6 protein-coding genes are annotated in these 14310 nt (G+C 36.6%); all 6 read left to right on the top strand.

What is annotated here, in order from left to right:
• The first annotated feature begins 123 nt into the window (after positions 1-123).
• The 6 genes from dnaG (at position 124) to FHX64_RS11445 (ending at position 14309) form a co-directional block, all read left to right on the top strand.
• Positions 124-2088, top strand: coding sequence for a DNA primase (gene dnaG / locus FHX64_RS11470; RefSeq protein WP_183413986.1), 1965 nt, complete (start codon positions 124-126; stop codon positions 2086-2088).
• Positions 2089-2137: 49 nt separating this feature from the next.
• Positions 2138-3061, top strand: coding sequence for a ribosome small subunit-dependent GTPase A (gene rsgA / locus FHX64_RS11465; protein ID WP_183413985.1), 924 nt, complete (start codon positions 2138-2140; stop codon positions 3059-3061).
• A gap of 613 nt (positions 3062-3674) precedes the next feature.
• A complete protein-coding gene (locus FHX64_RS11460; RefSeq protein WP_183413984.1) occupies positions 3675-7037 on the top strand; it encodes a SusC/RagA family TonB-linked outer membrane protein in 3363 nt (1120 codons plus the stop codon).
• Between the two features lie 38 nt (positions 7038-7075).
• Complete coding sequence (locus FHX64_RS11455; protein ID WP_183413983.1) at positions 7076-9091, top strand: RagB/SusD family nutrient uptake outer membrane protein; 2016 nt, start codon at positions 7076-7078, stop codon at positions 9089-9091.
• A gap of 124 nt (positions 9092-9215) precedes the next feature.
• The gene (locus FHX64_RS11450) at positions 9216-10274 is read left to right on the top strand and encodes a glycoside hydrolase family 18 protein (protein WP_183413981.1); all 1059 of its coding nucleotides are present in this window, start codon (positions 9216-9218) and stop codon (positions 10272-10274) included.
• A 765-nt stretch (positions 10275-11039) separates the two neighbouring features.
• Entirely contained in the window at positions 11040-14309 is a 3270-nt protein-coding gene (locus tag FHX64_RS11445) for a SusC/RagA family TonB-linked outer membrane protein (RefSeq protein WP_183413980.1), read from the top strand.
• Position 14310 lies beyond the last annotated feature (1 nt).

Genomic DNA, 14310 nt, shown 5'->3' with positions numbered 1-14310 from the left:
TTGCAAAGGTAGCAAAAAAACAGCAACCTCGTTAATGTTGTCATGACACTGCAATATTAAGGATTTGCTTATTGTACTGTGATACAAAATTAGGTACTTTTGTTCTTCTTATTTCAATGTAATATGATTGACCCCGTCACTATTGATAAAATTATAAACGCAGCTCAGATTCTTGATGTTGTGTCTGATTTTGTTACTCTGAAAAAACGTGGAGTTAATTATATTGGCTTATGCCCGTTTCATGAAGAAAGGACGCCTTCATTTAGTGTCTCTCCTGCAAAAGGGATTTGTAAATGCTTTAGCTGCGGCAAGGGAGGAAATGCCGTGAATTTTATTATGGAGCACGAACAAATGAGCTATTATGAAGCGTTGAAATATTTGGCAAAGAAATACAATATTGAAGTTGTCGAAAAAGAGTTGACGCCTGAAGAAATAGCCCAGCGGAATGATCGGGAGAGCATGTTGGCTGTCAATAAATTTGCTCAGCAATATTTCAGCTCGTTGTTGTTTGACTCTTCTGAAGGGCGTAATATTGGGTTGGCTTATTTTCATGAACGAGGGTTTCATGACGATATAATACGTAAGTTTCAATTAGGATATTCCCTGGACCAACGCGATGCTTTTACGGTTTCTGCGCTTAGCAAGGCGTATAAAAAGGAATATTTGATTAAGACCGGGCTTTCAATTGATCGCGAGAACGGCTCTCTATATGACCGGTTTTGGGGAAGAGTTATGTTTCCCGTACATTCGCTTTCGGGTAATATTGTTGCCTTTGGAGGTCGTGTTTTAAAGAAAGATGACAAAACAGCGAAATATGTAAACTCTCCAGAATCGGAAATATATCACAAGAGCAATGAATTGTATGGAATTTATTTTGCCAAACAAACCATTGTAAAGTTTGATCGTTGTTTTTTGGTCGAAGGATATACGGATGTATTAGCGATGCATCAGGCTGGCATCGAAAACGTTGTTGCTTCTTCGGGAACTTCTTTGACAAAAGGTCAGATCAGACTCATTCATCGCTTCACGAACAATGTAACGGTTTTGTATGATGGTGATGCTGCTGGCATTAAAGCTTCTATCAGGGGGATAGATATGCTGCTGGAAGAGGGTTTAAATATCAAAGTGGTTTTATTACCACAGGGAGAAGATCCGGATTCATTTGCGAAAAGCCAGGATGCCAGTCAGTTTATTAGTTATATTGAAAAGCATCAGACTGACTTCATTCGTTTCAAAACTTCATTATTACTGAATGAAGCAGGTAATGATCCAATTAAGAGAGCTGCTTTGATTGGGGATATTGTCCGTAGTATTGCTATCATCCCTGATCATATTATTCGGTCTGTATATGTGAAAGAATGCAGTACCCTTTTAGAGACGGATGAAAAGTTGTTGTATGCAGAAATCACTAAATATCAAAACGGACATACTTTTCAGCAGCCTGACAACGGTACCACAACTGTAACAAGTCTCTCCGTTGTCAACTCTGGATCAGAGACGGATGAAAAAAAATATCAACCTCATGATTGGGATGAGGTTGAACGAAATATCATCCAGTATATGATTCGATATGGTGAACGTAAATTATTTTTATCGCGTGATAATGCAAGTGATACACAACTGATTTCTATTTCGGTTATGCAATATCTTATCGATGAATTACAGAACGACCATCTTGCTTTTGCACATCCTTTACATGCTAAAATACTCAGAGAATTTGAAGAGCATCTTCATGATGAATTTTTTGTTCCAGAACCTTATTTTCTTCAGCATCATGATCCTACAATTAGCAGTTTGTCTGCCGATCTGGTAGCTGATAAATATGTGTTAAGTCGGCTATATACTCAAAACGCTACAACGGAAAGAGATGACGAATGGTTGTCAGAAGCTGTTCCGCGTGTTTTGTTTGAATACAAAAATAAGATTGTCATGACATCGCTCAAAGAAAAAATGCTGGCACTAAAGCATGCGAACGAGTTGCATGATGCACTAGCGGAGCAGAGATTAATGGAAGAAATTAGCCAATTAAACGCTATTAAAGCTCAGCTTGCTAAAAATCTTGGCGAACGGATCATTCTTAAGTTATAAAGATATATTGTAAGTAGTGCGTAACGATTGAGCAATAATAATCGATTTTATGGAAGGTGTTGTTGTAAAAACATCAGGGCAATTATATCGGGTTTTGTCAAATGACGGGTCTCTTGTTGAATGTAATTTAAAAGGTAACTTCCGTTTGAAATCTATCTCTACAACGAATCCTATTGTGGTAGGTGATCATGTGTGCTTTGAAAAAAATGCGCATGATATTGCTATGATTACTGCAATTAAACCTCGAATAAATGAAATGGTGCGTCGTGCATCCAATCTTTCAAAGCAAGCTCATATCATTGCCGCTAATATTGATCTGGCAGTATTAGTAGTGACAACTAATTATCCGAAAACTTATTCTGTCTTTATTGATCGTTTTTTAGTTGCGGCGGAATCATTTAAAATACGCGCAATTATAGTGATTAATAAAATAGATTTATATCATGAAGACGAATTGTCCGTTGTGGAACAGTGGCAAACGTTGTATCAATCTATTGGCTATCCTTGTTATGCTGTATCAGCTGAATCCGGAGAAGGAATCAGTACTTTACACCATTCTTTAATTGGAAAAATTTCTTTGTTTTCAGGTAACTCTGGAGTTGGTAAGTCATCACTTCTTAATCGTTTGTCTCCTGATTCTGCGGCAAAAACCAATGCCATTTCGGAATATCACAACAAGGGTATGCATACAACAACATTTTCAGAGATGTTTCCCTTGGAAGGAGGTGGTTTTGTTATCGATACTCCTGGTATTAAGGGATTTGGTATGACGGGTATGTCGTTTGCAGACGTAAGTCATTATTTTCCTGAAATATTTAAAATTGCATCTGATTGTCGTTTCTATAATTGTACACACACCCATGAGCCAGGTTGTGCTGTCATTGAAGCCGTTCAGGATGGTCGCATTGATCCCTCCCGTTATACAAGCTACCTTAGTATTCTTGATGAATTTGAAAAGGGGAAATATCGTTGATTTCTGTGATAAAAAATTTCGTTGAATTATTTTAGATTGCTTGTTTTTGCTTTAATAATTAGGTGTTTATTGTCTGCTCTAAGATTCCATTATTACTATTCTTGTTCATTATTTTCCTCTATTAATTGCTGCCTGCGTCAAAACTTAGTCATTGTATTTTTAAAGTATAAATAAGAGTCTCAAAAAGCAAAAAACAAATAAAAAACAAATAAAAACAATAAACAATTGAATTGGTCTTGTTTATTGAAAAAATTCATCTAATTTTGTGGGCAATGAGATATGAATGATTGTCTTATTTGTAGTCTATTTTCTGCTAATTAATTGTTTATATATCATGTGCTTATTGGCTTCTACGAAATATCATTGTAATATATTTTTGTATTAAAGGTAATATTACGATACAATAATATAGTTTCTTATTATATATGGGTAAATAATGGCGTGAATTTGAAGAAAATTGCTGTATAGTGTCTGTTTATTTATTCAAAATTATCTTTTATCTGATCTTGAGGTATCAAAGAATTTATAAATTAGGGGATTTGTGCGCCTCAGATTTCCTATTGCGTGTAAAAGGTGCAATTAATCATTTCTATATCCTTAAATCCTAGCAATTATGATGAGAATTCTTCAACAACAATGGATTCGTGTGGGTATTGCTGTTTTGTTATCATTTTTTGTGATAGCAAACGGGTATGCACAAACAAGAACCGTTAAAGGGAAAGTGGTTGATGTAAAAAATCAGCCTATTATTGGTGCATCGGTAAAAATTGTCGGTACTTCTACCGGCACTATAACCGATGTCAACGGGCTTTATTCACTCTCGGCAACATCGAAGGATAAGTTGCAATTTTCATTTATGGGTTATACTTCAAAAGAAGAAGTTGTAGGCAATCGTTCTGTGATTAATGTGATTTTAGAAGAATCTAACGTGCAAATGCAAGATATCGTAGTAGTGGGCTACGGTACCCAACGAAAAGCAAACTTGACAGGGGCTGTGGCCACTGTAGATACTAAGATTTTAGATGCCCGTCCTATTACAGATGTTTCTCGTGGCTTGGAAGGTGTGGCTCCAGGGCTAACAATTACGGCGCCGACGGGAGATCTTGGTGTTAATCCGTCTATTAAATTAAGAGGTAGTGTGGGATCGTTAGGGAATGGAGCTTCATCAAACGGGGCGGCGTCTCCACTTATTCTTGTTGATGGGGTTGAGGTACCAAATCTCATGATGATCAATCCTAATGATATTGCAAGCATATCTGTCTTAAAGGATGCGTCTTCAAGTGCAATTTATGGGGCACGGGCCACATGGGGGGTTATTTTAATCACAACAAAGCAAGGAAAGTTTAACCAACGGGCTGTTGTAGATTATTCTGTTAATTTTTCAGAGAATACTCCAACCATAACTATGAATATTGCAGATGCTCCTACAAATGCAGCCTTTTTATTAGCTGTTAATCAAAGAGCAAATCCAACTAATCCTGCTGACGCAAATGGTGGGTTTGTATATGCAAATGCTTCTACTATTCAGACTATGAAAGACTGGTTGAAGCAATATGGTAATAAGAATCTGGGAGAGGATATTGTTAGAGGTAGAGATTATGATATCATTGGAGGAAAGTTTTACGGTTATAGAACTTATGATCCTACTCATTTATACTTGAAGAGATATACCCCCATGAGTCAACATAATATTTCTGTTTCAGGAGGAGGTGAAAAAATTTCTTATAATTTAAGTGGAGCTTATTTGAATCAATCTGGTTTGTTAAAGGTCAATCCTGATAGTTATAAAAGATATAATTTGACGGCTAATATTAATGGGGTTGTCAATAAGTGGCTGGAACTTAGATTAAATTCAATGCTTTCAAATTCTGATTATACAACGCCATTTAATCTTCTTAATACTGCCTCGAGGTACAATGCTTTTTATTATATGTATAGATGGTCAAGTTTCTCTCCTTACGGTTATATGAATGGGCAACCCGTAAAAGATGCAGTCAATGCGGTTCGACAAGCAAATGATAACACTACGGATGCTATACTATCTCGTGTGACAATAGCTGCCACTGCAAAGATATTAGAGGGATTAACTTTTGATGCTGACTATACTTTTTCCAATCAAGATACAAGAGCTACTGTCCGAGGAGGTGATTTTTATGCGTTGAACACATGGGGCACTCCCAATTCATCTACTCCAAGTGGGTTTAATTATGGAATTGTTAGTACCAATACCAATTATATAGAAGAAGATTTCATGTATGAGAGAACAAGAGCGTTCAATGGATATTTTACCTACAAAAAGAAAATTGATAAACATGATTTAAAAGTTACGGCTGGTGTCAATACTGAAGATTTTATAAGGAATGGTTACATATCAAAGAAAGCTAATCTATTAATAAACTCTCAAGCTAATATTGGATTGGCCTCCGGCACTCAAACCGTCGGTGTTATTGGTGCTGGCTATCTGACTAGTTCGCCAACGCAGTGGGCAACTGCAGGTGCTTTTGGTAGAATCAATTATTCATATGATGATAAATATCTATTGGAATATGATATGAGATATGATGGCTCTTCTTTATTTCCTGCTGCAAATCGTTGGGCTGTTTTCCCGTCAGGATCTTTAGGCTGGCGTTTTACCCAAGAACCTTTTATGCGTGGGATTACGAAGATATTAACTTCGGGAAAACTTCGCGCCTCTTATGGAATGCTTGGAAATCAAGATGTTGCTGCAAATTCATTTATATCTACCTTAACTCCATATTATGGGACTAACGTAAATGTTGGAGGTTCATTATGGTATGTAAATGGCGCAAATCAAACCTTTTTTGGTACACCTACCACTGTATCCACTTCGTTAACTTGGGAGAAAGTGACTACGGCAGATTTTGGCGCTGACTTACAATTAATCAATGATTTGAATATAACATATGATTGGTATCAACGTGTCACTTCAGGTATGATAACAGCGGGATCCCCTGTGCCATTGACTTTTGGGACAACTGCTGCCTATCAGAATTTTGGAGCATTGACGACAAAAGGTTGGGAACTTCAATTAAATTATCGACATATTTTTAATAATGGCCTGACAATTAATCTATCTGCTGGTTTATCTGATTATATTGAGACTATAACCAAATGGGTTTACTCAACTTCCTATACGGGCTATCGGGTTGGCCAACGTATCGGAGCTGTATATGGATATAAGTTTGACAGACTTTTTAATGTTGATGATTTTCAACGGGATGCCAATAATGCTATCGCGGTATCAAGCGGACAATATCAACTTAAACCAGGCATTGCGACTCAGTCGAAGTTAGGAACTTTCGGCCCTGGGGATGTTAAATATAAGGATTTGAATGGGGATGGTGTAATTGATGCTGGGGATGGTACTGTTGCTAATCATGGAGATATGTCATTGCTAGGATATAATACTCCTCGCGATCAGTATAATTTTACGATTGGAGCATCTTGGAAAGGGTTCGATCTTAATATGTTTTTTCAAGGTGTTGGCAGCTGTAAAAATTGGATAGCATCATCAGCTACTCTTCCCGGGTTTGATACCGGTAATAGTCCAAGCTTGTTAACGACACAAACAAATTATTGGTATACACCTAATGTTACTGATCCATCAAAATCTGATTATTTTGTATCACAAGTAAAAGATCCTGTTTATCCCCGTCCATCCAACAGTGGTTCGTCTTCAACCGGGAATTTTCAAGTGAGTGATAAATATATGCAAAATCTTGCATATCTACGTTTGAAAAATCTTGCGGTTGGCTATTCTTTCCCAAAATCGATGATTTCTAAAGCATTTATTCAAAATCTTAGAATATACATTAGCATCGATAATTTGTTGACTTTTGATCATGTTACAGCCCCGATTGATCCTGAGACCGGTAGTGTGGGTGATGCAATTGCTTATGGACGTAGCTATCCTTTTGTAAAGGCTTATTCTGCTGGGCTTCAAGTAAAATTTTAATTGAAATGCTCTTTGTTTAATACTTAAAATACTTCAAAATGAAAATGATATATTTTGCCATTGTGGCATGTTTTGTAGTTAGTTGTACTAATTACTTGGATAAAGGGCCTATAACCAGTGTATCCAATTCTCAATATTGGACATCGGAAGCTAGCGTCAGGGCTTTTTCCTGGGGATTCCTTTCGGGGAATACATCAACAGGAGTTTTTGGTAACTATTTTTTTGGTTATGGGCAGGATTATACGTATGGCCCATATTATGAGGCTTTGGGTGGTACCAATACCAGTGACGACTATGCAGGGGGAAGTAATATATTTGCGACAACTGTTCCTAATACCGGAGGCTGGAATTATACATGGGTTCGTAAAGCTAATATTTTTATCGCTAATGTTAACCAAACTACTAACATTGATGATTCTACACGTAACCACTGGTTAGGAGTGGGTAGATTTTTCAGAGCTTTAGCATACGCTCTCATTATTAAATCGTATGGGGATTGTCCTTACTATAATACTGTAGTGGATCAGAGCCAAACGGCTCTACTTTATAAACCCCGCGATCCTCGTTCATTAGTTGTTGATAGTATGATAGCCGATTTTGATTATGCGATTGCCCATACTCGTATTAGCGAGGTGACCCTTGGCTATCCTCAAGGTACTACAATTACCAAAGATGTTGTAGCTGCCTTTGCTTCAAGAATTATGTTATATGAAGCATCAGTATTTAGATATTATCCATCTGTTTTTGGATATGATAAAAGCAAAGCTTTACGATACTATCAAAAAGCTAAGGAATATGCGTTAGATGTCATGAATAGCGGACGCTACAGTATCAATAATACAGTAGTATCCGGAGGTGGAGATCCTTTGCGGTCACTATTTGTTTCAACCAATCTGGCAGGTAACTCGGAAGTGATTATGTATCGTTCGTATGCAAGTGGAATAGTTTCTCATTCGGTAGAATCTTATGTAGCCTATCAAAATGCTCAAGTAGGGATATCTAAAAATTTACTGGATGCTTTCCTCTGTAAAGATGGATTGCCTCAAAAGCAATCACAAACGATAAATCTGGATCCGGCTTCTTCTTCTTTTAGTTATAGAAAATTCAAAACTGGCACGTCATTGCTAGATCCGCGAATAGGTTCAACGATTTGTCCTGATTCATTAAGGTTACAAGCGGCAGCTTTTCCAGGAGCAAATGGAGATGCTGATTATGCTCTTACTGGTATGGCTATTCGGAAGTTTTTAAATGATAATGATTATTATACGGCAGTGTTGAACACAAATATAACTAGCGCTCCTATTATTTGTTATGATGAGGTTTTGTTGAACTATGCAGAAGCCTGTGCTGAAATTGCAAATACAAATATTTCCGGTAATGTTCCTGTGCCGATTTCACAATCTGATTTAGATATTTCAATTAATAAAATACGCGATCGGTCAGGGATAAATATGCCTCATCTACAATCTATAGGTGGGTATCCTGCTGTCAACGGGATATTGATTAATGATCCGGATAGAGATATTAATCCTGATGGGACAAGCTACGAAGTTCCTCCTATGATATGGGAAATTAGACGGGAACGTCGTATTGAATTGGCGTTAGAAGGTTTTCGCTTTGATGACTTAAAACGCTGGGGAAAATTGCATTATATGGATTATACTCGTCAGCCTCAGCTGACAGTCAATAGAGGAGCATGGATTGACATGAGTATCGGATTGGATCCAAAAACAGGAAACGCTTCTTCTCTGATGTATAAATTGAAGCCTTTGCTGGCTGCTAATAATAACGTAGATAACACGGTTGCTACGCCATGGCTTGATAGCAATGGAACCCCAGGCGCAGGTGGAGGTCCAGCCTCGGGTTATATTATATATTCAACATCTCCTACAGTGATTACTTCAAGGTCATTTAATTCAAACGGGTATGGTAGTGGAACCATGTCAGGATTGGAAGTTTACTTGTCTCCAATTGGGAAGGATCAATTTACACTTTACCAGAATGCCGGTTATACTAATAATTTAACACAAAATCCAGGTTGGGCTAATAGGTAGTTTATTATACTTTGAGCAGCATTTATTGAGCAGGACTATGCATTAAATCGAATAATTTTATCATGCGTAGTCCTGCTTTGTCTTATTTTATGTTTCTAACCCGGCTTGTTAATCTTATGGTGCTATGAAGAATAAGCTTTTTATATTGTTTCTTCTATTTATTGTGATATTTTCGTCTTGTAGTAAAAGAGATGATACTCCTGACCAAATTGATGAAAGTTCTACTGTGACATTTTATAAAGCTCCTGTCAATTCGAAATTTCAAGTGGTAGGATATATTCCATCATATCGAAATATTGATGCAATACCCGATTCGAAACTAAGACAGCTTGATGTTGTGATATACGCTTTTGCAACCATTAATTCGTCATTATTGCCGGAAATTGATCAACCGGATAAGTTGCAAACATTGGTTAGTCGATGTCATGCTCTGGGAGTCAAAGTTCTTTTGAGCTTTAATGGGAGCCAGCAATATTTTGTGTTAATGGCTTCGCAAAAATCAACCCGTGATCTGTTTGTAAACGCATTAAAAGAAGATATCAGTAAATACAATTTGGATGGCATTGATAATGACTGGGAATATCCTTCTGTTTCTGACGGTTCCGGTTATTATAATGCACTCTTGATGAAGCAATTGAGCGATTTTTGCCATAAAGGTAACCCATATCTTTTGACTATGGCTATTACAAGCGGTTTATATGTCGGGGCAGTTTCAAATGGAATTTTACCTGATGTGTTTGATGATGTAGATTGGTTTAATGTTATGATTTATGATGATTATAGTACTACGCAATCTTATGTGCAACATAGTCCATATTCTATGTTGTTGGCCAGTTTTAATTATTGGATAACCGTGCGTAATTTGGCACGAACAAAATTTGTTGCTGGAATTCCTTTCTATGGACGCCCTTCAGGAATTTCAATGACTGGGAATACATTGTCATACGCTGATATTATAGATCAGGGAGGAGATTGTATGTCTGACTCTGCGCTAGTGATTACTACTACACATTCTGCTCCTTTTTGGATTTATTACAATGGAATGACTACCGTCCAACGTAAAATACAATATTCGTTTTCCCAGGGGCTGGGTGGTGTTATGTTTTGGGAGATTAGCATGGATACCAATGATAATAGTTCGCTAATGGAAGCTGTTGAAAATGAAATAAATCGTATGAAATAATGCAATATCAATTATCCTACGGAATCGTTTTTCTGTATATAGTTATTTGTTTCTCTGCCACAAAATATAATCTTCATTATTAGATATAGTGTCATAGTAAGTAGTATTGTACTCCTTTTTTAAAAGTGTGTTAACTTCTTAATATATAGAGGTTTTTGTTTTCTGAACTTTTTGCTCCCGATGCATTAATTAGGCGATTGCACCAATAGGTATAGTGAATTTAGAGAAGTAGCAAGTGATCCCTTTGTTCTTTTTTAATATATTCCCTATTTTGAATTGATTTTAGTATCAATAATAGTTTCAATAATCAAAATAAGAATAAAGTAAAAGCAAAAAACATAAATATTACTTTTGCATTTGCTTCTTGAAAAAATTGAACTAATTTTGTTGCGGATAAGATATAGGAATGAGTTCTATGCTCCTTGTTTTTATCTTGAAACTAATTGATTATATGATTTTGCATATTACTGTTATTCACTCTTCTTCTTGTATTTATTTTTTATATTACAGGTAATGTTTGTAGTAACTAAGAAAGTTTTAATAGAAATATGCGTTGTGTTTGAAGAAGATTCAAAGATATTTCCGATTGAAGATGCGTTATTTATTCAAATTTATTCTTTCGCTCTTTTTGATGTTAGAAATTGAGTGAGAAGTTGAATGATCTTAAAATTTAATAGAAAGCTGGAAGTTTTGTCCGCCTCAAATCTTCTATTCCATGAAAAAGGCGTAATTAAATCATTTCTTTATTTTTTAATCCCCAAGGTTATGATGAGAACTTTTCAACAACAATGGATTCGTTTGGGTATTGCTGTCTTGTTATCATTTTTTGTGATAACAAACGGGTATGCACAAACAAGAATTATTAAAGGAAAGGTGGTTGATACCAATAATCAACCTATTATTGGTGCATCGGTAAAAATTGTCGGTACTTCTACCGGCACAATAACTGATGTCAATGGGCTTTATTCACTCTCGGCAACATCGAAGGATAAGTTGCAATTTTCATTTATGGGTTATACGTCAAAAGAAGAAATCGTAGGTAATCGTTCTGTGATTAATGTAATTTTAGCAGAATCGAATGTGCAAATGCAGGATGTTGTGGTTGTAGGTTATGGTACCCAGCGTAAGGAGAATTTGACGGGAGCAGTATCAACTGTAGATGTGTCAAAATCTTTGAGCGCAAAACCTTTCACAGATGTAGCAAAAGGCTTGCAGGGAAATGTTCCCGGTCTTACTATTACTTATGGTGGTGGGTCAATAACCGAAACCCCTTCCATAAATATTCGTGGATTGGTTTCTATCAACGGTGGAAATACTCCGTTGATTTTAGTTGATGGCGTTGTTGTACCTGATATTACCATGGTAAATCCTGACGATATTGCTAGTATCAGTGTTTTGAAGGACGCAGCTTCAACTTCAATATTTGGGGCGCGGGCAGCTGATGGAGTTATTCTGATTACAACCAAATCAGGTCAAAAAAATTCGAAATTTAAAATTGATTATTCTGATAATTTCTCGTGGGGAACTCCGACCCAATTGCCACAATTCCCTAATGATCCAGTAGCAGAAATTAATATGGAAGTAAATGCATTTGCACGTCAAGGCAGTGGTTTTGATATGTTTGGCATGCAGGCCCCTCAATTAATTGCAGGCATTCAAAAATGGGAAGCAAACTATTCAAAAAACAGGACAAGTAATCAGATGGTTAAAGGTCAAGATTTTGATATTGTGAATGGGACTGCCTATTTTTATCGTATTTGGGATCCTACTAAGATCATGTATCAAACTATGCCGCAAGAAAATCATAATTTGCAATTTTCAGGAGGAACTGATAAGTTGTCATACTTCGTATCAGGAACATATAGTTATCAGGAAGGCATTTTAAAAATTCACCCGGATAAATTGAGTCAATACAATTTAATGGCCGGAATTAATGCAGATGTCAATAATTGGTTAAATTTGGATGTTAAGACCACTAATCGTCAATATAATTACGATTATCCATATTCTTATCAGGATTATTTTTATTATATGTGGCGTTGGGGAGCATATTTCCCATACGGACAATATACCGATCCTAATAGCGGGCAAAGCTATTACTTTCGGAATGTGAACGGTTATTTGGCAAATGCTAATAATTGTACTTATCGTCAAAATACACAGAATATTAACATTGCTGCTACTATCAAATTGACGCCTAACCTTAAGTTTCGTTCAGAGTTTAGCTATATGAATATTAATGCCAACAGACATGAGATTGGAGGACAAATTTCATTATGGGATTTCTGGTCAGGAGGATTGGCATTGAACAGCACATTGCCAAGTGCTTCATATAATGAAACAGATTATACCAGTTCGTTTACAACTCAGTTAACTTCTAATAGCTATTTGACTTATGATAAGAGATTTGGGTTGCACTCTATTAAGGCCATGGTTGGGTTAAATGCAGAAAAGGGAACCTTCTTGCAGCAATTTAGTAAAGGCTATGGATTGATGAATAATTCTATGGGTGAAATAGCGTTGGTAACTAATTCAACACCTCCGGTAATCACTTCTACAAGTTCAACCTACGGACCAGCACATACATGGTGGTCGGTAGCCGGTTATTTTGGACGTATAAACTATGATTTTAATAATAAGTATTTGGTAGAATTAGATGGACGATACGATGGTTCGTCAAACTTCCCTGTAAGTGGTCGTTGGGCATTCTTCCCTTCAGGTTCACTTGGATGGAGAGTAACAGAAGAACCTTTTGCAAAAGGTATTAAAAAAGTAGTTACTGATTGGAAGATACGTGGGTCTTATGGTACGATAGGTAATCAAAATGTTGGTACCACCAATTTGTTCTTGCCGGTAATGACTACCGCACAAAATTCTTGGATCGTAGGAAGTGCAAAAGCAACATATACAGGCATGCCTCAAACAGTCGCTTCTACTTTAACATGGGAACGTATTAATACATTGGATTTTGGAACTGATGCTCGCTTTCTGGATAATAACTTAGGCTTAACTTTTGATTGGTTTCAACGTGACAATGTAGGAATGATTTCTTCATCTACAACCTTACCTCAAGTATTTGGGACAAGTGCGTCAAAAACTAATGTGGGAAATTTGAGAACAAACGGTTGGGAAGTTGCTTTAGACTATCATTATCAACTTCACAATGGGATACAATTGTATGCCAATGTTTCTTTGAATAACTACATTACTAAGATTACTAAATGGGGTGGGAACCCATCTAATTCCTTAACAACCTATTATTCCGGTATGACTTATGGGGATATTTGGGGTTTTCAAACTGTGGGATATTTCAAAGATGCTGCAGATGTGGCAAATTCTCCAAGTCAGGTCAAATTGCAATCAGGTAGTTTTGTTTTTGGACCTGGTGATGTTAAATATGCTGATTTGAATAAAGATGGTAAAATCGATGGTGGCTCTTTGACGTTGGCTGATCACGGAGATTTGAAGAAGATTGGTAATTGTACTCCTCAATATCAATATAGCTTCCGTTTGGGTGGCAGTTGGAAAGGTTTTGATCTTGATGCATATTTTCAAGGTGTAGGTAAACGTGATTATTGGGCAACCGGTAGTATTGCTATTCCGGGCTATACCGGCAGTAGTATCTTTTTGCAACACCAAATGGATTACTGGACATCTTCTAATGTAAATGCAACTTATCCAAATCCTTATCAAGGGAATAGTTCATCTAATCTATCAGGTGAAGCATTTTGGTCAGGTAATACTTCTTCAACATCAGGCAATAACTTTTATCCGCAAACAAAATATTTGCTTAACCTGGCTTATTTGAGATTAAAAACGCTAACGATTGGATATACCTTGCCAAAAACTGTGCTTGCAAAAGCAGGTATAAACAAGTTCCGTATTTATGTTGAAGGAATGAATCTATTGACTTTTGCTCAAAACAAAATTCCTATTGATCCGGAAACTACGGATGCATCATCAACAGGAAGCTGGTATGGAGCTACCACACCTTTCACAAAAACATATTCATTTGGCGTACAAATGTCGTTTTAAC

The organism is Microbacter margulisiae, assembly GCF_014192515.1.
GTDB classification, from domain to species: Bacteria; Bacteroidota; Bacteroidia; order Bacteroidales; family Paludibacteraceae; genus Microbacter; species Microbacter margulisiae.
This window is presented reverse-complemented; position numbering and strand designations above follow the sequence as displayed.

Excerpts from the sequence above, each read along its gene's own strand:
- FHX64_RS11460 (WP_183413984.1), top strand. The coding sequence starts at position 3,675 with ATGATGAGAATTCTTCAACAACAATGGATTCGTGTGGGTATTGCTGTT.
- rsgA (WP_183413985.1), top strand. The coding sequence starts at position 2,138 with ATGGAAGGTGTTGTTGTAAAAACATCAGGGCAATTATATCGGGTTTTG.
- FHX64_RS11450 (WP_183413981.1), top strand. The coding sequence starts at position 9,216 with ATGAAGAATAAGCTTTTTATATTGTTTCTTCTATTTATTGTGATATTT.
- FHX64_RS11445 (WP_183413980.1), top strand. The coding sequence starts at position 11,040 with ATGATGAGAACTTTTCAACAACAATGGATTCGTTTGGGTATTGCTGTC.
- dnaG (WP_183413986.1), top strand. The coding sequence starts at position 124 with ATGATTGACCCCGTCACTATTGATAAAATTATAAACGCAGCTCAGATT.
- FHX64_RS11455 (WP_183413983.1), top strand. The coding sequence starts at position 7,076 with ATGAAAATGATATATTTTGCCATTGTGGCATGTTTTGTAGTTAGTTGT.